This window comes from Halobacterium sp. KA-6, assembly GCF_021029015.1.
Classification (GTDB): domain Archaea; phylum Halobacteriota; class Halobacteria; order Halobacteriales; family Halobacteriaceae; genus Halobacterium.
Genome location: NZ_JAJJZH010000001.1, coordinates 687,288 through 706,217, shown reverse-complemented (window position 1 = coordinate 706,217; position 18,930 = coordinate 687,288). Strand labels below are relative to the sequence as shown.

The 18,930-nt window shown below is 68.3% G+C and carries 20 protein-coding genes; 15 read left to right on the top strand and 5 right to left on the bottom strand.

The window, feature by feature from the left end:
• The first annotated feature begins 237 nt into the window (after window positions 1-237).
• Complete coding sequence (locus tag LPA46_RS03940) at window positions 238-2,625, top strand: DUF2298 domain-containing protein (protein ID WP_230891479.1); 2,388 nt, start codon at window positions 238-240, stop codon at window positions 2,623-2,625.
• Between the two features lie 102 nt (window positions 2,626-2,727).
• Window positions 2,728-3,876, top strand: a complete 1,149-nt coding sequence (gene dnaJ / locus LPA46_RS03935) for a molecular chaperone DnaJ (protein ID WP_230891478.1) — start codon at window positions 2,728-2,730, stop codon at window positions 3,874-3,876.
• Window positions 3,877-4,172: 296 nt separating this feature from the next.
• On the opposite strand, the gene LPA46_RS03930 is transcribed toward dnaJ, so the two are convergent.
• A complete protein-coding gene (locus LPA46_RS03930) occupies window positions 4,173-5,042 on the bottom strand; it encodes a 3-hydroxyacyl-CoA dehydrogenase family protein (protein WP_230891477.1) in 870 nt (289 codons plus the stop codon).
• 84 nt (window positions 5,043-5,126) lie between these two features.
• On the opposite strand from LPA46_RS03930, the gene LPA46_RS03925 reads away from it, so the two are divergent.
• The 8 genes from LPA46_RS03925 to LPA46_RS03890 all read left to right on the top strand — a co-directional run bounded on the left by LPA46_RS03925 (window position 5,127) and on the right by LPA46_RS03890 (window position 11,280).
• Window positions 5,127-5,807, top strand: a complete 681-nt coding sequence (locus LPA46_RS03925) for a DUF4332 domain-containing protein (RefSeq protein ID WP_230891476.1) — start codon at window positions 5,127-5,129, stop codon at window positions 5,805-5,807.
• Window positions 5,808-5,901: 94 nt separating this feature from the next.
• A complete protein-coding gene (locus tag LPA46_RS03920) occupies window positions 5,902-6,693 on the top strand; it encodes a class I fructose-bisphosphate aldolase (protein WP_230891475.1) in 792 nt (263 codons plus the stop codon).
• Window positions 6,693-7,538 (top strand): class 1 fructose-bisphosphatase, encoded by an 846-nt coding sequence (locus LPA46_RS03915; protein ID WP_230891474.1) that lies wholly within the window; start codon window positions 6,693-6,695, stop codon window positions 7,536-7,538. The genes LPA46_RS03920 and LPA46_RS03915 overlap by 1 nt, the downstream gene beginning before the upstream one ends.
• Window positions 7,539-7,567: 29 nt before the next feature.
• A complete protein-coding gene (locus LPA46_RS03910; RefSeq protein WP_230891473.1) occupies window positions 7,568-8,257 on the top strand; it encodes an SOS response-associated peptidase in 690 nt (229 codons plus the stop codon).
• Window positions 8,258-8,515: 258 nt separating this feature from the next.
• Entirely contained in the window at window positions 8,516-9,283 is a 768-nt protein-coding gene (locus LPA46_RS03905) for a helix-turn-helix transcriptional regulator (protein ID WP_230891472.1), read from the top strand.
• A 121-nt stretch (window positions 9,284-9,404) separates the two neighbouring features.
• Entirely contained in the window at window positions 9,405-9,821 is a 417-nt protein-coding gene (locus LPA46_RS03900) for a DoxX family protein (protein WP_230891471.1), read from the top strand.
• A gap of 62 nt (window positions 9,822-9,883) precedes the next feature.
• Complete coding sequence (locus LPA46_RS03895) at window positions 9,884-10,861, top strand: aldo/keto reductase (RefSeq protein WP_230891470.1); 978 nt, start codon at window positions 9,884-9,886, stop codon at window positions 10,859-10,861.
• A gap of 2 nt (window positions 10,862-10,863) precedes the next feature.
• On the top strand, window positions 10,864-11,280 hold the full coding sequence (locus LPA46_RS03890; protein ID WP_230891469.1) for a GIY-YIG nuclease family protein: 417 nt from the start codon (window positions 10,864-10,866) through the stop codon (window positions 11,278-11,280).
• A 4-nt stretch (window positions 11,281-11,284) separates the two neighbouring features.
• Here LPA46_RS03890 and LPA46_RS03885 read toward each other — a convergent pair whose 3' ends face one another.
• Window positions 11,285-11,941 carry an RAD55 family ATPase gene (locus LPA46_RS03885; protein ID WP_230891468.1) on the bottom strand — a complete coding sequence of 219 codons (657 nt, stop codon included), beginning with the start codon at window positions 11,939-11,941 and terminating at the stop codon, window positions 11,285-11,287.
• Window positions 11,942-12,140: 199 nt separating this feature from the next.
• Window positions 12,141-13,784, bottom strand: coding sequence for a potassium channel family protein (locus tag LPA46_RS03880; protein ID WP_230891467.1), 1,644 nt, complete (start codon window positions 13,782-13,784; stop codon window positions 12,141-12,143).
• 70 nt (window positions 13,785-13,854) lie between these two features.
• Between LPA46_RS03880 and LPA46_RS03875 the strand changes: the two genes are divergently transcribed.
• The 5 genes from LPA46_RS03875 to LPA46_RS03855 all read left to right on the top strand — a co-directional run bounded on the left by LPA46_RS03875 (window position 13,855) and on the right by LPA46_RS03855 (window position 18,120).
• Entirely contained in the window at window positions 13,855-14,271 is a 417-nt protein-coding gene (locus LPA46_RS03875) for a DUF4149 domain-containing protein (RefSeq protein WP_230891466.1), read from the top strand.
• 109 nt (window positions 14,272-14,380) lie between these two features.
• On the top strand, window positions 14,381-16,972 hold the full coding sequence (locus tag LPA46_RS03870) for a heavy metal translocating P-type ATPase (RefSeq protein WP_230891465.1): 2,592 nt from the start codon (window positions 14,381-14,383) through the stop codon (window positions 16,970-16,972).
• A gap of 160 nt (window positions 16,973-17,132) precedes the next feature.
• Window positions 17,133-17,336 (top strand): heavy-metal-associated domain-containing protein, encoded by a 204-nt coding sequence (locus tag LPA46_RS03865; RefSeq protein ID WP_230891464.1) that lies wholly within the window; start codon window positions 17,133-17,135, stop codon window positions 17,334-17,336.
• Between the two features lie 55 nt (window positions 17,337-17,391).
• A complete protein-coding gene (locus LPA46_RS03860; protein ID WP_230891463.1) occupies window positions 17,392-17,694 on the top strand; it encodes a PadR family transcriptional regulator in 303 nt (100 codons plus the stop codon).
• A gap of 150 nt (window positions 17,695-17,844) precedes the next feature.
• Window positions 17,845-18,120, top strand: a complete 276-nt coding sequence (locus tag LPA46_RS03855) for a MarR family transcriptional regulator (RefSeq protein ID WP_230891462.1) — start codon at window positions 17,845-17,847, stop codon at window positions 18,118-18,120.
• Between the two features lie 65 nt (window positions 18,121-18,185).
• On the opposite strand, the gene LPA46_RS03850 is transcribed toward LPA46_RS03855, so the two are convergent.
• Window positions 18,186-18,557 (bottom strand): winged helix-turn-helix transcriptional regulator, encoded by a 372-nt coding sequence (locus LPA46_RS03850; RefSeq protein WP_058982169.1) that lies wholly within the window; start codon window positions 18,555-18,557, stop codon window positions 18,186-18,188.
• A 91-nt stretch (window positions 18,558-18,648) separates the two neighbouring features.
• A complete protein-coding gene (locus LPA46_RS03845; protein ID WP_230891461.1) occupies window positions 18,649-18,918 on the bottom strand; it encodes a hypothetical protein in 270 nt (89 codons plus the stop codon).
• Between the last annotated feature and the right edge of the window lie 12 nt (window positions 18,919-18,930).

Genomic DNA, 18,930 nt, shown 5'->3' with positions numbered 1-18,930 from the left:
GACGAACGGAGTGAGTCTCCCGGTGTTTCGAAAACCGAGCGTAGCGAGGTTTTCGAAGTTGGAAGACGGCGAAGAGGAGTAAGCGACGACTCGCCGTCTTCCTCGGCTCGGAAGCCGACCAACCGAAACTGACGCGACCCGCCGAACGAGTTTCTCGCTGCCGTTTCTTTTCGCTGTAGAGCCTCGCCTCCGCCCGAGGACAGAAGGTTTATGCGCGGCGTGGTCCGCCACTTCGATATGTCAGACGCCGCCGTCGTCCTCCGCTGGCTCGTGTTGTACGGCGTGTTCCTCGTCGCCGCGCTGCCGATAGCGCGGCTGCTGTTCCCGTCCGCGCCCGACGACGGCGCGGGGTTCGCGATTCCAATCGCGACCGTCGTCGTGACGATGGTCGCGTTCTACGTCGGGCAGTTCAGTTTCGGGCCGTGGACCGCGCTCGTCAGCGTCGCGGCGCTGGTCGCGCTCGGCGCGGTGGGCCATCGGCTCGCGCAGCGTCGCGGACTGGCCGACTACGACTGGAACCGGGTCGCGGGCGCGTTCGCCGTGTTCGCGGTCGGGTTCGGGTTCGTGCTCGCGTTGCGGTCGATGAACCCCGTGATGAGCGGCTGGGGCGGCGAGAAGTTCCTCCACACCGGGCTGTTGAACGCCGTGCTGCGCGCGGAGGCGCTGCCGCCCGAGGACATGTGGTACGCGGGGAAGCCGGTGCGCTACTACTACGGGCTCCCGGTGTTCAACGCGGTCGCGGCGTTCCTCACGGACACGAGCGTGGAGTACGTCCACAACGTCGCGCTCGCGGGCTACTTCGGAACGCTCGTCGTGGGCGCGTACTCGCTGTGTGGGTGGATTACCCGGGACCGCGGCTACTCGCGGCGGCTCGGCGGCGCGCTCGGCGTGTTCTTCGTCGCGTTCGCCGGGAACGCCGTGACGATCGTCCGGTTCGCGCTCGGGCAGCTCCCCCGCGACCTCGCGGTGCGGTGGGGGCGGGCGGCGTTCAATCTGAACCGCTCGGACTACCCCCAGATTCTGTTCGAGCAGTCGTCGCTGTCCTCGTGGGGCTGGTGGGACACCCGCTACGTCGTCGAGGGCACGCTCCAGGAGTTCCCGCTGTACTCGTTCGTGAAAGCCGACATGCACGGCCACACCGTGACGACCGGCTTCCTCGTGCTGTCGGCGGCGCTGGCGTACGCTTACGTGCAGACGCCGACGACCGCCCGTAAGCGCCGTGCCGGCCTGCTGTTTGGCGGGCTCGGCGCGGTCGCGGGCTACTTCGGCGTGACGAACACGTGGTCGCTGCCGAGCGCGGTCGGGATGGCGTGGCTGGCGGTCGTCTACGCTGGCTCGCACCCGGCGACGCTCGTGCCGGGCCGCGTCGGGGAGCGACTCCAGGCTGTCGCACCCGACCGGGACGAGTCACGGCGCTCGCTGGTGCTCGCGGAGGCGTGGCGGACCGTACTCGCGGCGGTCGTCGCCGCGGGCGTCGGCGCTGTGGGATACCTGCTCGCGTCGCCGTTCCTGCTCGCGAGCGTCCCGCCGAACGACGGCATCGGGCTGTTCCCACCCCGGACGACCGCCGCGGGCGTACTGCTCATCTACGGCGCGCTACTCGCGCTGTTCGCGACGTACCTGTTTACGCGACTCTCCACCGTCGAAGACAGCGACACGACGGACGTGGCGAAAGCACTCGGCGCAGTCGCCGTCGTGGTCGGCGTCGGCGCGCTCGTCGGTGACCTCGGCGCCATCGTCGTCCTCCTGCCAGTCGTCGCGGGCGCGTGGCTCGCGATGCGCTTCCGGGAGTCGGCGGGCTTCGAGGCGATGCTCGTCGTGGGCGGCGTCGGGCTCGTCCTGGCGATGGAGCTCGTCCACGCCAAGGTCCACCCGTTCGAACTCGCGCGCTGGAACACCACGCTGAAAGTCGCCATCCAGGGGTGGGTGTTCTGCGGGCTCGCCGCCGGCCCCATCGCCGCGATTCTCGTGAGCGACGTTCGGGACGCCGCGCCCTCGCTAGCCGAGGTCCGGCAGTCCGGTACGGCGACCGCCACGACCGCCGTCTCGGTCGTACTCGCGCTCGTGCTCGTCTCCTCGGCGCTGTTCGCGCCCCTCGTCGTCGCGACGGACGTCGTCGAACCGTATCAGGACGGAGTGGAGCCGTCGCTGGACGGGTACGCCGACCACCGCGAAGACCACCCGCAGGAGGTCGCCGCGATGGAGTGGTTCGAGGACGAAGTGAGCGCGACGCAGTCGGTGCTCTGGATGGAGCGCGAGACCGGGACGCCGCCGTTCGTCGAGAAGCCGGGATTGAGCCGCGGCTGGCAGAACCCCGTCTCGACGCTCACGGGGCTCCCGGCGGTCGCGGGCTGGTTCCACGAGACCGGCTACCGCGGCGACGAGCCGTACTACCAGCGCGTCAGCGACGTGAACATCGTCTACGAGACGAACGACGCGCGCTCGCGGGCCGTCCTCCTCGACAAGCACGACGTGCAGTACGTCTGGGTCGGGCCGCTCGAACGCGAGGAGTACGACGTCGGGTCGCTTTCGAGCGACCCCGGCATCGAAGCGGTCTACCGGAACGACGCGGTCACCATCTACGAAGTCCACCACGACGAACTCGTCGACCAGTCCACCGAATAGGCCGAAGGCGTCCCGCGCCGAATCGGATTCGACGGCGTCGCCGCGCCCAACGCCGACAAGCGCGCGTTTCAAGTGTCTCAATCGGATACGTACGCACAACTGATGAGCGAGGACTTCTACGAAGCTCTCGGCGTCTCACGGGACGCCTCCGAGGAGGAAATCAAGCGGGCGTACCGCGAGAAGGTCTCGGAGTACCACCCGGACGTCAACGACGACCCCGACGCCGAAGAGAAGTTCAACAAGATACAGACGGCCAAGGACGTCCTCACCGACGAGGAGAAGCGCCAGCGCTACGACCAGCTCGGCCACGAGCGCTTCACGGAAGCCGAGAAGCGCGGCGGCGCCGGTGGCGGCGCGGGCGGCATGGGCGGCGGCCCGTTCGGCGGCGCTGGCGGCGGTGGCGCCGGCGGCATGGGCGACATCTTCGACCAGTTCTTCGGCGGTGGCGGCCGCGGCCAGCAGGGCGGCCCTCAGCCCGGTCGCGACCTCCGCACCCGCCTCACTATCTCGCTCGAAGAAGCCTACGAGGGCGTCCAGAAGCAGGTCACGGTCCGACGGCCCGAAGCCTGTCCCGACTGTGACGGCGCGGGCTACCCCGAGGACGCCGACGTGCGGACGTGCCCGCAGTGCGACGGCCAAGGCCAGGTGACGCAGGTCCGGCAGACGCCGCTCGGCCGCGTCCAGCAGACTCAGGAGTGTTCGCGCTGCGGCGGCGACGGCGAACTCGCCTCCGAGACGTGTTCGACCTGCAGCGGGCAAGGCCAGGTCCGCGAACAGGCGACGCTCACGGTGGACGTGCCCGCCGGCATCCGTTCCGGGCAGACGCTCCGCATGGACGGCGAAGGCGCGCCCGGCGACCGCGGCGCGCGCAACGGCGACCTGCTCGTCGAAGTCGCCGTCGAAGACCACCCAGACTTCGAGCGCGACGGCAACGACCTCCACCACCGCCACGCCGTCTCGTTCCCCCAGGCCGTCTTCGGCGACGAAATCGAAGTCCCCACGCTCGACGGCGGCGCAACCTTCGACCTCGACGCCGGCACCCAGAGCGGCGAGACCTTCCGCCTCAAAGGCAAGGGGATGCCCCGACTACGCGGCCGCGGCAGCGGTGACCTCTACGTCACTGTGCAGGTCGTCACGCCGGAGTCCCTCAACGACGAACAGCGCGAAGCCCTCGAGCAGTTCGCGGAAGCCGGCGGCGAAGAAATCGACGTCGACCAGGGCTTCTTCGAGAAACTGAAGAGTAGCTTCTAAACGCACTTTTTGCTGTGCGAGCGGCCTGCGGCCGCTCGCTGGCAGAACTTGCGGAAAAAGCACTCCTCGCTCCCTCCGGTCGCTCGTCGGCCTCGCGGCTTCGCCGCGAGTGAACCGCTCGCGCCATACGGCGCTCGCGGATGCTATCTCGACGGCTACGTAGGTTCAAGTAGGAAGCCGGGACCAACCCGGCGCGTGACCTGACGGCCGCCCGGTGTGCTCGGACGTGGAACGGCGGCAGCACACACCGGCACAGTTCGCCGCCTGCAAGCCCTTATCCGACGGTTCGGGTCCGCTTACAACTCCTCGTCGTAGTCGTAGAACCCCCTCCCGGTCTTCTTGCCGAGGTCGCCGGCGTCGACCTTGCGCTTGAGGAGGTAGGCGGGCTTGTATCGGTCGCCGAGCTCCTCGTGGAGCGTCTCGCTGGCGTCGTAACAGATGTCGAGGCCGATGTGGTCTGCCAATTCGAGGGGGCCCATCGGGGCGTTCGTACCGAGTTTCATCCCCTTGTCGATGTCCTCCTTCGTGGCGACGCCCTCGTCGAACGCGCGGATGCCCTCGTTTATCCACGGCATCAGGATGCGGTTCGTCACGAATCCGGGCTTGTCGTCGGACTCCCACGTCTCCTTGCCGAGCGCTTCGGCGAAGCCGTGGGCGAGGTCGACGACCTCCTCACTGGTCTTCTCGCCGACGACGACCTCCACGCCGGTCATGATGGGGACTGGGTTCATGAAGTGGAGGCCGACGATGCGGTCCTCGCGCTGGGTCGCGGCCGCGATGGTCGTAATCGAGAGCGTCGACGTGTTCGTCGCCAGCGGCACGTCGTCGGGGACTTCGTCGTCCAGCTCCGCGAAGATGTCCCGCTTGATGTCCATGTTCTCGACGGCCGCTTCCACGACGAGGTCCGACTCCGAGAAGTCTTCGAGGTCGGTCGTCCCCGTGATGCGGTCGCGGATGTCGCCGCGCTCGTCGGCGTCGACCTCGCCCTTCTCCACGAGGCGGTCCAGGGATTCCTCGATGCGGTCGAAGCCCTGCTCGACGAACTCCGTCTCGATGTCCCGCATCACGACGTCGTAGCCGGCGGTCGCGGCGACCTGCGCGATGCCCGCGCCCATCGTGCCAGCGCCGACGACGCCGACCGTCTCGATGTCTTGGAGGTCTCGCATAGCCGCGACTGCGACTGGCTGACACCTAAGGATGCCGGAACGTGGAAACACTCAAGCACCTTCGGGGGCTTCGTCCCGTCAACTGTGGCAGACGAGGACACGCGGGACGCGTTGCTGTCGCTGAAGTGCGTTGGGCCAGCGACCGCAGACGTCCTCGTCGACGCCGGCGTGGACGCCCGCGACCTCGAGTCGAAGGCGGTCTCGCACGCGGAACTCGTCGAACTCGGCGTCAATCCTGGGGTCGCTGCCCGCATCCGCCGCGAGCACTCTCTCCAGTGGTCGTTCGAGGGTGGGCAAGACCTGGACCGGCGCGCCGAGCAGGTGCGTGGCCTCCACGACGAGGAGCGCGAGTGGGTCGCTGCGAGCTACGGCGAGGACGAGGCGTCCGCCGACGGCAGCGGGGACGCGACCGCCGAGGAGTCGGCGTGGCGCAAGCAGCCCGTCACGCCGAGCGGCGGCGCGGACTCCGGGGTCGACGAAACCGAGGACGAGGCCGCGTGGCGCGAGCGGTCGTGGCCGAACGGCGACGACGGCGAGGCGTCGCCCGAGCGCGACGAGCGCGAGTGGCGCGAGCAGTCGACACCCACTCCCGTGACCGCCGTCGACGGAATCGACGCCCACGATGCGGAACTGTTGGCACGAGCGGGTGTGACCTCGGTTCGGAGCCTCGCGACCGCGCACGTCGAGCACGTCGCGGACTCGCTCGGCATCGCCGAGGACGAGGTCGCGGCGTGGAAGCGCGCCGCCGCCGACCTCGAACAGTAGTTACTCGGAGTGCAGTAAATATGCAGAGGATCGGCGCCTCGGAGCGGCTCGCGGACAGTTAGACACTTATACGTCCTCGCCGCACGTGCAGTTGATGCGTCCCTTCGAGGACTCTCCGATTTCGCGCGACGGGAAGGTACTGATTCTCGCGTACGACCACGGGCTCGAACACGGCCCGGTGGACTTCGAGGAAGTGCCCGAGACGATGGACCCCGGCAACGTCTGGGACATCGCCACCCACGACGCGGTGTCGGCGATGGCCGTGCAGAAGGGCATCGCCGAGGCGTACTACCCCTCCTACGAGGACGACGTGAACCTGCTCGCGAAGCTCAACGGCACGTCGAACCTCTGGATGGGCGAACCCGACTCGGCGGTGAATTGGTCGGTCGACTACGCCGCCGAACTCGGCGCGGAAGCCATCGGCTTCACGCTGTACGGCGGCTCGAACAACGAAATCGAGATGGCCGAGGAGTTCCAGCGCGCTCAGGAGGCCGCCCGGGACTACGACCTCCCGGTCGTGATGTGGTCGTACCCGCGCGGGCAGGGCCTCAAGAACGACACGTCGCCGGACACCATCGCGTACGCGGCGCGGCAGGCGCTGGAACTCGGCGCTGACGTCGCGAAGGTGAAGTACCCGGGGAGCACGGACGCGATGTCGCACGCCGTCGACATGGCGGGGCCGACGGACGTCGTGATGTCCGGCGGGTCGAAGACCAGCGACCGCGACTTCCTCGAGAGCGTCAAGGGCGCAATCGCCGCTGGCGCGAAGGGACTGGCGGTCGGGCGGAACGTCTGGCAGCGCGAGGAGCCCGAGCCGTTCCTCGACGCGCTCGAAGCGGTCATCTACGAGGAGACGAGCGTCGACGACGCCCTGGACCGAATCTGATGGTCGTCGAGGCAGTCTTCGACGTCGTCGCCGACGCCGCGCCCGAGATTCGCGACGGCCTCCCCGAGCGCCGCGCGAAAGCGGCGACCGAGAACGTCTCCGGGGACGTGCAACTGGAGGCGGACCTGTGGGCCGACGACCTGCTGGTCGAGCGGTTCGCCGACGTCGACGGCGTGAATTGGTACGCCAGCGAGGAGCGCGACGCCCTCGAAGTCGTCGGGGACGCCGACGACGGCTACGCGGTCGCCGTCGACCCACTGGACGGCTCCTCGAACGTGAAGTCGAACAACCCCTGCGGGACGGTCGTCGGCGTCTACGACGAGCAACTTCCCGCCTCCGGGCAGAGCCTCGTCGCCGCAGGGTTCGTGCTGTACGGCCCGATTACGACGATGACGGTCGCTCGCGACGGCGACGTCACCGAGTATCTCGTCGATGACGACGGGCGCACGGACCTCGGCCCCGTCGAACTCCCCGACGACCCGGTCGTCTACGGGTTCGGCGGGCGCGTACCGGACTGGACAGCCGACTTCGAGTCGTTCGTCCGCGACGTCGAGGACGAGCTGAAGCTCCGGTACGGCGGCGCGATGATTGCGGACGTGAATCAGGTCCTGACGTACGGCGGCGTCTTCGGCTATCCGGGCCTGCAGTCCCGGCCCGAAGGAAAGCTGCGCGCGCACTTCGAGTCGATGCCCATCGCGTTCGTCGTCGAACAGGCCGGCGGCGCGTCCAGCGACGGCTCGCAGTCGCTGCTCGACGTCGAGCCCGAGACGCTCCACGAGCGCGTGCCGACGTTCGTCGGGAACCAGTCGGTCATCGACGACCTCGAAGCCGCGCTACCGGACTGACTTTTACCGTCCAGTCCTTCTCCCGGGGTATGTGTGGCCGGTACGCGCTGTTCAGCGACCCGGAGGACCTCGCCGCGGAGTTCGTCTTGGACGACGCCGACTACGAGGCGACGTACAACGCCGCGCCCTCCGAGGAGTTGCCCGTGCTCCTGGACGACGACCCGACGGCGTTCTCGACGGCGCGCTGGGGGCTCGTGCCGTCGTGGTCCGAGGGCCCGAAGGACGGCCCCGACCCAATCAACGCTCGCGCGGAGACGCTGACCGAGCGCCGGCTGTTCGCGGAGGCGTACCGGGAACGGCGGTGCCTGGTACCCGCGGACGGGTTCTACGAGTGGACCGAGACTGGCGACGGCAAGCAGCCGTACTTCGTCTCGCGGGCCGACGGCCGGCCGCTCCTGCTGGCGGGGCTGTGGGAGACGTGGACGCCCGAGCAGAAACAGACCGGGCTCGGCGAGTTCGGGAGCGGCGGCCCGAGTCGAGACGTCGAGCCGGTGCGGTCGTTCACCGTCGTCACGACCGAACCCAACGACTTCCTCGCGGACTACCACCACCGGATGGCGGTCGTGCTCGACCCCGAGGCGGGCGAGCGGTGGCTGTCCGCGGACGACCCCAGCGACCTCCTCGAACCGTGCGACGTCGAGTTACAGGCGTGGCCGGTGTCGCAGGCGGTCAACAATCCGGCGAACGACCGGCCGGAACTCGTGGAGTCGGTCGCGTAGCTGGTCGGAATCGGGAGTACTAGACGGAACCGTGGCTACGAGATGTTCTGTCGGCGCTCCGGTAGCCGCCGGCAATTTGCCGGCGGCGTGGAGCATGTCAGAGGCACAGCCGGTGTTCGTACACCAGCATCCAACTGTCGATACGCGGAGGCCTTCACGTTACCGCTTGCACACCCACTCGGAAACCGAAGAAGAGTGATAATCCTGCCGGTCATTTATATACTCGTAGTCAGAAGTTGACACTCGTCCGGTGACACGATGACCGAAGCCGACGACGCCGTCGCGTTGCTCGCCCAGCGCGCGGAGCTGCTGCGCTCGCTCCGGGACGGCCCACGCGCGAAGCAGGACCTCGCGGCGGCACAGTCGGTCTCGCGGTCGACCGTCGACCGCGCGGTGCGCACGCTCGAAGCACACGGGTTTGTCGCCCGCGACGACGCCGTCTCGCTCACGCTCCGCGGGCGCCTCGCGCTCGACGCCTACGACGACTTCGTGGACCTCCTCGACGCGCTCGACACCGCGGGCGACCTGCTGGACGTGCTGCCGGCGGACGCGACAATCGACGGCGCGCTGCTGCGCGGCGCTGACGTCGTGCAGTCGAACCCCGTCGCGCCACAGCGCCCGTACGTCGCGTACCAGTCGGTCGTCGAGGACGCGACCGCGATTCGGGGCTTCGCGCCGGCCGTCCTCGACGAGAACGTCTCCCAATTCCGCGACCGCATCGTGGACGGAGCGGCACCGGTCGACCTCACCGTCGCGCCCGCGGCGCTGGACGAACTCGTCTCGTCGCACGCCGACGCCGTCGAGGAGGCGCTCGGAACCGGTCGGTTGACGCTCCGAGAGGCGACCACGGTGCTCGACTACGGACTGGTGCTCGCCGAGCAGCCCGAGCGCACGGTCGTCTGCGCGCTCGTCTTCGACGACCACGGGCTCGCTGGCGTCGTCGAGAACGACGAGCGCCACGCCATCGAGTGGGCCGATAGCATCTACGAGCGGATTCGGGAAGACGCCGAGCTACTTCACGGCTAGGAGGGGTTTCGTCTCGTATCCAGGTTGCAGACCGAAATCAGGTGACACGCGCGGCTACAACCGGTTTCAGTCGGACGGGCCTCCTCCCGAATATGTCGCACAACACAGGGGGTGAGCGGTCGTGGCGATAACCGGAACGGCTGGGGCGTTCCTGCTGGTGGGCCGCGTGCTGTTCGGCGGCCTCATCGCGTTCCAGGGGGTCAACCACTTCACGAACGTCGACCAGCTCACGGGCTACGCGGACGCGAAGGGCGTGCCCGCGCCGCGCGTCGGCGTCGTCGCGTCCGGCGTGATGTTGATACTCGGCGGCCTCTCCATCCTCGCCGGCGCGTACGCGACCATCGGCGCGGGCATGGTCGCGGTGTTCCTCCTCGTCACGTCGCCCGCAATTCACGACTTCTGGGCGGCGTCCGAGGAGCAAGCCCAGAGCGAGATGACCGACTTCATCAAGAACGGCGAGCTGCTCGGTGCGGCGCTAACGTTCCTCGCGATTAGCGGCACGGAGTGGGGGTACGCGGTCGGCATCGGCCTCTTCTGAGGCTCCCACTCGCGACTTCCGCCGGGCGAACGCCTTTGAGCGACGCGGCCGACACCTCGCGTATGGAGTACACGACACTCGGCGACACTGGGTTGGAGGTCTCCCGAATCTGTCTCGGTTGCATGAGTTTCGGCTCCTCGGACTGGCGGCCGTGGGTGCTGGACGAGGAAGAGGCGCGCCCCGTCATCGAGCGCGCCATCGAGTTGGGCGTGAATTTCTTCGACACCGCGAACATGTACTCCGAGGGCGAGAGCGAGCGCGTGCTCGGGAACGTGCTCGCGGACTACGACCGCGACGCGCAGGTCGTCGCCACGAAGGGGTACTTCCAGATGGACCCGGACGACCCGAATTCGGGCGGGCTCTCCCGGAAGGCAATCGAGCAGGAGTTAGACAATTCGCTGGACCGCCTCGGGATGGAGACGGTGGACCTCTACCAGACCCACCGCTGGGACTACAACACGCCCATCGACGAGACGCTGGCGGCGCTCACGGACGCCGTGCGGCGCGGGAAGACGCGCTACATCGGGACGTCCTCGCAGTGGGCCCACCAGTTCGCGGACGCGCTACACACCAGCGAGCGCGAGGGGTACGAGCAGTTCGCGACGATGCAGAACCACTACAACCTCGTCTACCGGGAGGAGGAGCGCGAGATGCTGCCGCTCTGCGAGAAGGAGGGTATCGGCGTGATGCCGTGGTCGCCGATGGCGCGGGGCTACCTCACGCGCCCCCACGAGGACGTCAAAGCCACCCAGCGCGGTGCCAGCGAGAAGCGCCTCTACGAGCACCCCTACCGGCAGGGCGGCGGCCCGGAAATCAACGAGCGCGTGCAGGAGCTCGCCGACGAGAAGGACGTGAAGATGGCCCAAATCGCGCTCGCGTGGCTGTTCCACAAGGACCGCGTGGACGCGCCCATCGTCGGCACGTCCAGCGTCGAACACCTGGAGGACGCCGTCGAAGCCCTCGACATCGACCTCTCGGACTCGGACATCGACTACCTCGAAGAGCCCTACGAGCCCGTGCCCGCCTCGGGCCACGAGTGAGGATGCAACCGGGCACGTACACGCTGCTCGTGGAACTCGCGGCGCCGGCGACCGTCGAATTCGGCGCGCGCGGCGCGTACGACCTCGACGCGGGCTGGTACGCGTACACCGGCAGCGCGTTCGGCGCTGGCGGACTGACGCGCGTCGAACGCCACCAGCGGCTCGCACGCGGCGAGTCCGACGCCCGCCACTGGCACGTCGACTACCTGCTCGGGCACCCCGAATCACGCATCCGGGAAGTCTACGTCACCGAGAACGAGGAAATCGAGTGCGAGACCGCACGCGCGCTGAACGAGGCTGGAACGCCGCTTGCGGGCTTGGGCGCGTCGGACTGCGAGTGCTCCACGCACCTCGCGTACAGTCCGGAGAGGGAATCAGTCGTCGAGGTCGCTGCCGCGCGTCACGAACGCCAGTTCTAGGCCGTCACTCCACGACGGTCCACTCGGTCGGTACGTCCGTGACGCCGCGGACGCGGACTTCGCGGTCGCCGTCGTCGGTCAGCCGGACGTCGACGACGCCGTCGAACAGCTGGCTGATGGTGTTGATGGTCTGGTCGTCGTGGCTCTCCGGGTCGACCGAGAACACGCCCAGCCAGCCCTGTGACTGTATCTGGCTCGTGAACACGTGGAGGAACCGGAAGAGCCGCTGGAGGTCGACGTACATCAACAGGGGAGAAAGCGAGTCGAAGCCCACGCGGAGCCGGTCGACGCCCGCGTCGCCGGCGCTGCGTGCGACTTCCGAGAACTCGATGCCCATCCCGGTCAGGTCGCCCGGCGAGGAGACGTAGTGGGTGTTGTCGCCGTTCGTAGCGCTGCCGCTCTGCGCGCTGACGCAGTCGATGATGCGGAGGAACCGGGGCTCCGCGCCGACCGCGTCAGCGTACTCGGTGGCCACCTCCTCCGCCGGGTCGCGCGCGGTCACGATGACGGAGCCGTCGCCGTCGGCCTCGCCGCGCGCCAGCAGCGACAGGAGGAGTTCGCGCTTACCAGACATCGCCGGGCCGCTCAACAGGAGGTTCGTGCCGTCGTCGAACCCCGAAACGAGCCCGGTGGGAAGCACCCCGTCGACGTTGTACGTCATTTGTACGGGCGAAACCGACGTCACCTCGGCCTGTTCCGCTTGCTGATAGTTGCACGGAGACACATAAGTATGTGCGGGATAGCGGGCCCTACGCCGGTTTCAACGGTGGATAGCCGTCCTACTGCGGCAGTACGCCCACGTCCGGTCGTGCGCGCTCGCTGGGGAGCTATCACTTCCCGGACGTTTCTCGCGGGCGCGGTCACGGCGGGCCCGCGTGCACGCCCGCGACCTCGTTGAACCGCGCGACGTCCGCGTCTGCACCGACCACGACGAGCGCGTCCCCCTCGGGAATCCGGAAGTCGGCGTCGGGCTGGGAGACGACGTCGCCGTTGCGCTGGACCGCGACCACCGTACACCCGGTGCGAGCGCGGACGTCCGCCTCCGCGAGCGTCTGGCCGACGAGCGCCGGTGCCTCGGTGCGCACGACGTCAATTTGCTTGTCGAGGGCCATCACGTCCTCGTCGAGGATGGTCTGGGCGAGCATCCGACCAGCGACCGTCGCCAGCGACAACACGTAGTCCGCGCCCGCCGCGTACAGTTTGCGGGCGCTCTCGGTGTCGTTCGCCCGGCAGAGAATCTCCACGCGCTCGCTCTCCTCGCGCGCGACGAGCGTGGCGAACACCGTCGACGTGTCGTCACCGAGCGCGAGCACGAGCGCGGTCGCGTCCTCGATACCCGCGCTGCGCAGCGTCCCACCCTCCGTGGCGTCCCCGACGACGTCCACGCCGGGGCGGTCCTCGATGTCCACGACCGTCGTGTCGATGTCCTCCTCGTCGAGCACCTCGCGGACGGTCGACCCGACCTCGCCGTACCCCGCGACGACGACATGCTCGTCGCCCTGCTCGTCGGTGGGCGCGAGCGTGCGCTCCTCGAAGGCTTCGAGGTCGTCCTCGCGGCCGGCGACCAGCAACACGGTGTTGCGCGTGAGTTCGCGGTCGGGGCCCGGGGAGCCGACGAACTCGCCGGCGAACCACGCGCCGACCGCGTTCACGCCGCCGGGTTCGAGCAGGTCGGTGTCGCGGAGCGTGGCGCCGTCGAGGTCGCTACCGTACTGGACGGGCATCTCCACGACTTCGAAGTCCTCGCCGATTTCGACCGCGTCCCCGAGCCGCGACGTGATGGTGGTCGTGACGTTGCGCGCGAGACTCCGACCGAGAATCTCCCGCGGCCCGAGCACGCGGTCCGCGCCCGCGTACCGGAGGTACTCCGAAAGCGACGGGTCCTCCACGAAACACACCGTCTGGACGTCGGGCGCGAGGTCGCCGACGGTCAACGCGATGGTGGCGTTGCGCTCGTCGCTCTCGTCGAGGACGACCGTGCGGGCGTCCGCGACGTTCACGCGTTCGAGGCCGCGCTCGGTCTCCGGGTCGCCGTGGACCGCCTGCCAGCCGTCCTCGTACAGCGAGAGCGCGGTGTCGCGGTCGTCGGTGAGGACGACGTACTCGACGCCCTGCGCGTCCAGTTCCGCCGCGAGCGTCTCGTCGCGCGCCCCGAACCCGCAGATGACGACGTGGTCCTCGAGGTCGACGCTGCGCGGCGGCTCGACCTCCAGACGCTCCTCCATCCACGGCACGACGAACAGCGGCAGCGTCAGGAAAATGAGGAAGACGCCGCTGAGCTGCATCACGACGACCGTAATCAGCATCACGTTCGACGTCCACGGTGCGTACTCGCCGTACCCAGTGGTGGTGAACGTCTGCCCGACGAATTGGAGGGACTCGACGTAGGTGAGCTCGCGGCCCTCGAAGAACGCCATCCCGTGCTTGAACGCGACGGTGTACGTCGCCGCGACGGCCACGAGGAGGCCGGCGTACGCGAGCACGCGGCGCTCCTGTCTCGACATCGCTGTGAGGTACCCGTGCACTGGACTTAAAACCCGAACGTTGAGAGGGGTGGCCGCCGAGGTGGTGGACATGAGTCTCGTCTCGCTCGTCGTGCACGCCGCGCTCGGCGTGTGGCTCGGCAGCATCGTCTTCTTCTCGTTCGTCGCCGCGCCCGCGCTGTTCGACGAACTCGGTGAGGAGCGCGCCGGCGACGCGGTCAACGTCGTCTTCCCGCGCTACTACTCGTTCGGCATCTGGATGGGCACAGTCGTGCTCGTCGTGTGGGCGCTCGGCCCGACCGTCGCCAACGTCGCCGAGCCGCCGCTGATTGCGGACGTCGGCGTCGTGGCGGCGTTCCTCGCGAACCTCTACGCCCGCTACCAGTTGATTCCGAAGATGGAGGCCGCCGGCTCCGACGCGTTCGCGCGCTACCACAAGCAGTCCGTCGGCCTGAACCTCGTCGCGCTCGTGGGGCTCGCCGCCGCGTTCGCCGTGCTCCACCTGTAAGTCGCAGCCCAGACCCGACCAGCCGGTTTGGATTCGAAGGTTCGACCGATTCCGTAGTTTGCTTCCGAAGGGACAACTCGCTTGAATGATTAGACCGTACTAGTTCCCAATGACAGAGCGACGAGTCCACATCGACATCTCGGGGATGACGTGCGCGAACTGCGCGTCCACCGTGGCGGACGCGGTCACGTCCCTCGACGGCGTCCACGACGCCGACGTGAATTTCGCGACGGACGGCGGCACCGTCGAGTACGACGCCGACGAGGTGTCGCTGGCCGACATCTACGCGGCCATCGAGGACGCCGGCTACGACCCCGTCGACGACGACCGGACGATTTCGGTGACGGACATGTCGTGTGCGAACTGCGCGACGACCATCGAGGACGCTGTCGGCGACGTGCCCGGGGTCGTCTCGGTGGACGCGAACTACGCCACCGACGAGGTCAGCGTCCGCTACAACCCCACGGAGGTGGACTTCGACGACGTCTACGCCGCCATCGAGGAGGCGGGCTACACGCCCGTCCGCGAGGAGAGCGGCGAGGGCGGCGAGAGCACGGGGGACAGCCGGAGCGCGGCGGACGCGGCGCGCGAAGCGGAGACCCGCCGCCAGCGCAACCTCACGCTGTTCGGCGCGCTGCTGTCCGTGCCGCTGCTGTTCTTCGTCGTGGAGACCCACCTCCTCGGCGGCGGTATTCTCCCGGAGACCGTCTTCGGCGCGCGCTTCGGCTGGGTGGAGTTCCTGCTCGCGACGCCGGTCTACGCCGTGCTCGGCCGCGAGTTCCTGGAGAACTCCTACAAGGCGCTCGTGAAGAATCGGACCGCGAACATGGACGTGCTCATCGCGCTCGGCTCGACGACCGCGTACGGCTACTCGGTCGTCGCGCTGCTCGGTGTCCTCCCGGAGGCGGGGCTGTACTTCGACACGGCCGCGCTCATCCTCGTGTTCATCACGCTCGGGAATTACCTCGAAGCGCGCTCGAAGAGCCAGGCCAGCGACGCCCTCCGGAAGCTGCTGGAGATGGAGGCTGACACCGCGACCGTCGTTCGCGAGGACGGTACTGAAGAGGAAATCCCGCTCTCCGACGTCGAAGTCGGCGACCGGATGAAGGTCCGGCCCGGCGAGAAGATTCCCACCGACGGCGTGGTCGTCGAGGGCGAGTCCGCGGTCGACGAGTCGATGGTCACGGGTGAGTCCGTCCCGGTCTCGAAGGAGCCCGGCGACGAGGTGGTCGGCTCCACGGTCAACGAGAACGGCGTGCTCGTCGTGGAGGCGACGAAGGTCGGCGAGGACACGGCCATCCAGCAAATCGTTCAGACGGTCAAGGAGGCCCAGTCGCGCCAGCCCGAGATTCAGAACGTCGCCGACCGCATCTCGGCGTACTTCGTGCCCGCGGTCATTGCCAACGCCGTCTTCTGGGCGGTCGTCTGGTACGCGTTCCCCGACGCGCTGACGGGCGTCGTCGGCGCGCTCCCGCTGTGGGGCGTCGTGGTCGGCGGTCCCGCGGCGGTGGGCGTCTTCGAGTTCAGCGTCGTCGTGTTCGCGTCGGCGGTGCTCATCGCGTGCCCCTGTGCGCTCGGGCTCGCGACGCCCGCGGCGACGATGGTCGGCACGAGCATCGGCGCGCAGAATAGCGTCCTGTTCAAGGGCGGCGACGTCCTCGAGCGCGTCCGCGACGTCGATACGGTCGTCTTCGACAAGACGGGCACGCTCACCACCGGCGAGATGGAACTGACCGACGTCGTCGCTATCCCGGACGAGGAGCACGCGGCTCCGGACGGCGGCGCAGTCGCGGCACCCGAATCCGGAGCGGCGGGCGACGAGTCGTTCGTCCTCCGGATGGCAGCAGCCGCCGAGTCCGGCAGCGAGCACCCGCTCGGTCAGGCAATCGTCGAGGGTGCGCGCGAGCGCGGCGTCGACGTCGGCGACGCCGAGGACTTCGAGAACGTCCCCGGACAGGGCGTGAAGGCGACCGTCGACGGGCGCGACGTGCTCGTCGGCAACCGGAAACACCTCGAAGACGCGGGCGTCGACGTCGCGCCTGCGGAAGCCGAGATGGAGCGCCTCGAACGCGAGGGGAAGACCGCGATGCTGGTCGCCGTCAACGGCCGCGTCGCGGGCGTCGTCGCGGACGCCGACACCGTCAAGGAGAGTTCCGCGCGCGCCGTCAGCGAACTCCGCGAGCGCGGCGTCGACGTCCACGTCATCACGGGCGACAACGAGCGCACCGCGCGTGCCGTCGCCGAGCAGGTCGGCGTCGACCCCGAGAACGTCCGCGCGGGCGTGCTCCCCGACGAGAAGGCCGATGCCGTCGACGACATCCAGGCGGACGGCACGCAGGCGATGATGGTCGGGGACGGCGTCAACGACGCGCCCGCACTCGCGACGGCGTACGTCGGGGTCGCCATCGGCTCCGGGACGGACGTCGCCATCGAAGCCGCGGACGTCACGCTGATGCGCGACGACCCCTACGACGTCGTGAAGGCCATCCGCGTCAGCGAGGGGACGCTCTCGAAGATCAAGCAGAACCTCTTCTGGGCGCTGGGCTACAACACCGCGATGATTCCGCTGGCGTCGCTGGGGCTGCTCCAGCCGGTGCTTGCGGCGGTCGCGATGGCCATCTCCAGCGTCAGCGTGCTCACGAACAGCCTGCTGTTCCGGCGCTATACGCCAGACGAGGACTATCGGCTGTTCGGCCGGTAGGCGAGGCGGCGTATAGCACGGGAGACGTAGTCTCCCGACGGTACACGCCGGACGAGGACTACCAGCTGTTCGGCCGGTAGCAGACGCCGCCAGGGTTCTTCCGCCGCTCTCGCGGGAAGCCGAAAAACCCTAGCCGGCGGGTCGTGTACGTGCTGTCGACATGACGACGACACTCACCGTCGAAGGCATGGGCTGTGAGGGCTGCGAGGACATCGTCGAGAACGCGCTGTCCGGCGTGGACGGCGTCGAGGAGGCGAACGCGGACCGCGAGGAGGGCGTCGCGACCGTCGAGGGCGACGCCGACGTCGAGGACCTCGTGGAGTCGGTAGAATACGCGGGCTACGAAGCGGCGCTCGCCGACTGACTGTAGTTAACTTCCCGGCGAAATAGTTATAATTTTACGAAGAGTGGGGGCGTCTATGGGACAGCGAGACGAGACGACGGGCTTCCAGCGGGACATCCTCTGCGTGCTCTGCGGGCTCGACGACCCGAAGGGCATGGAGATTCAGTCGGAACTCGAATCGTACTACGGCTCGGAGGTGTTGCACGCCCGCGTCTACCAGAACCTCGACTCGCTGGCCGAGCGCGGCCTCGTCGAGAAGGGCGAACGCGACTCCCGGACGAACTACTACCGCATCACGGACGTGGGCCGCGACGCCGTCCAGGACGTCCTCGGCTGGAAGCGCACGTACACCGAAGACGTCCACGCGGACACCGTGTAGCGGCCCGGCCAACCTCGCGCCGTACCGCATACTCGCCCGGAATAGCGTCGCGTTTCCCCGCCACGAACACGGGGGCGGTTACCCGACGGTAACTGGCTCACACCTCCGTTACCGAGCGCTAAAGGGGGTGGCGTCCACACTGTGTAGTAGATGACGACGACCGACGAACTCGTTCAGGACCTACCCCCGAGTGCGAAGCTCGTGCTGAAAGTACTGGAGTACAACGGCGGACTCACGCAGAAGCAAATTGTCGAGAACTCCCGGCTGTCCCAGCGCACGGTCCGGGACGCCCTCGACCGCCTCCAGGACGCCGACGTCGTGGAGAAGGACATCTACATCCCGGACGCCCGGCAGAACCTCTACCGGCTCTCCATCGACGAGAGCGAGGAGGACGCCGAACAGGAAGCGGAAGCCGTTCTCGACTAGCCGGTTCCTCCGGTCGTCGCGTTTCGCTACGCTCGGAGCCACAGGTTTTCTCCGGTTCGCGACGCTCAGACGAGCGACGCCGCTTCTTCGTCGACCGGTTCGAGGTGTTCGTTCCCCCAGTCCTCGAGCGCGGTCACGACCGGTTCCAGCGACTCGCCGAGTTCGGTGAGCGCGTACTCGACGCGGACGGGCTTCTCGCTGACGATGGTCCGGGAGACGACCTGCTTCTCCTCGAGGTCGTCGAGGCTCTCGGAGAGCACCTTGCTGGAGATGCCGTCGACTTCCTCCTGGAGGGCGTTGAAGCCGAGCGGGCCGCGCGTGAGCAGCCGGTGGATGATGACCGGGTGCCACTTCTTCCCGACGAGAGAGGCCGTCGCGGTAATCGAACACCAGCCGTCCCCGGGACACCACGCGGGCAACTGCTCGCTTTCGCTCATGGCTCCCAGTAGGAGTGACCGCCAGTTAAGGCTACCTAACGATAGCCCCTTACGTAATCGTAATCGGCTCCGCGGGACCGCCCCGGCCCGCTCACTCCTCGCCGCGACCGAACGGCGAGAGCCCCTTCCAGCCCGTGAGCGTGCCGATGTCGTCGACCACGTCCGCGAGCGCGCCGCGGGTTCGCTCCTCGCCGACAACCCACTCGCCGTCGCGCTCGATGGCCTCGAAGGCCCGCTCGTTCGCCTCGTCGAAGTAGATGGGGACGCCCGTCGCGTCGACGCCGACGAGCCGCGCGCCCTCGACGTGTTCGGGGACGTCGGTGAGCGGATCCGTCGGCGCGTCCGGGTTGATGCCTGCCATAGTCGACGTGAG

Coding starts and splice junctions, on each gene's coding strand:
- LPA46_RS03875 (WP_230891466.1), top strand. CDS start 13,855: ATGAGTCTCGTCTCGCTCGTCGTGCACGCCGCGCTCGGCGTGTGGCTC.
- LPA46_RS03910 (WP_230891473.1), top strand. CDS start 7,568: ATGTGTGGCCGGTACGCGCTGTTCAGCGACCCGGAGGACCTCGCCGCG.
- LPA46_RS03885 (WP_230891468.1), bottom strand. CDS start 11,941: ATGACGTACAACGTCGACGGGGTGCTTCCCACCGGGCTCGTTTCGGGG.
- LPA46_RS03890 (WP_230891469.1), top strand. CDS start 10,864: ATGCAACCGGGCACGTACACGCTGCTCGTGGAACTCGCGGCGCCGGCG.
- LPA46_RS03870 (WP_230891465.1), top strand. CDS start 14,381: ATGACAGAGCGACGAGTCCACATCGACATCTCGGGGATGACGTGCGCG.
- LPA46_RS03865 (WP_230891464.1), top strand. CDS start 17,133: ATGACGACGACACTCACCGTCGAAGGCATGGGCTGTGAGGGCTGCGAG.
- LPA46_RS03905 (WP_230891472.1), top strand. CDS start 8,516: ATGACCGAAGCCGACGACGCCGTCGCGTTGCTCGCCCAGCGCGCGGAG.
- LPA46_RS03930 (WP_230891477.1), bottom strand. CDS start 5,042: ATGCGAGACCTCCAAGACATCGAGACGGTCGGCGTCGTCGGCGCTGGC.
- dnaJ (WP_230891478.1), top strand. CDS start 2,728: ATGAGCGAGGACTTCTACGAAGCTCTCGGCGTCTCACGGGACGCCTCC.
- LPA46_RS03940 (WP_230891479.1), top strand. CDS start 238: ATGTCAGACGCCGCCGTCGTCCTCCGCTGGCTCGTGTTGTACGGCGTG.
- LPA46_RS03915 (WP_230891474.1), top strand. CDS start 6,693: ATGGTCGTCGAGGCAGTCTTCGACGTCGTCGCCGACGCCGCGCCCGAG.
- LPA46_RS03895 (WP_230891470.1), top strand. CDS start 9,884: ATGGAGTACACGACACTCGGCGACACTGGGTTGGAGGTCTCCCGAATC.
- LPA46_RS03880 (WP_230891467.1), bottom strand. CDS start 13,784: ATGTCGAGACAGGAGCGCCGCGTGCTCGCGTACGCCGGCCTCCTCGTG.
- LPA46_RS03920 (WP_230891475.1), top strand. CDS start 5,902: ATGCGTCCCTTCGAGGACTCTCCGATTTCGCGCGACGGGAAGGTACTG.
- LPA46_RS03850 (WP_058982169.1), bottom strand. CDS start 18,557: ATGAGCGAAAGCGAGCAGTTGCCCGCGTGGTGTCCCGGGGACGGCTGG.
- LPA46_RS03860 (WP_230891463.1), top strand. CDS start 17,392: ATGGGACAGCGAGACGAGACGACGGGCTTCCAGCGGGACATCCTCTGC.
- LPA46_RS03845 (WP_230891461.1), bottom strand. CDS start 18,918: ATGGCAGGCATCAACCCGGACGCGCCGACGGATCCGCTCACCGACGTC.
- LPA46_RS03855 (WP_230891462.1), top strand. CDS start 17,845: ATGACGACGACCGACGAACTCGTTCAGGACCTACCCCCGAGTGCGAAG.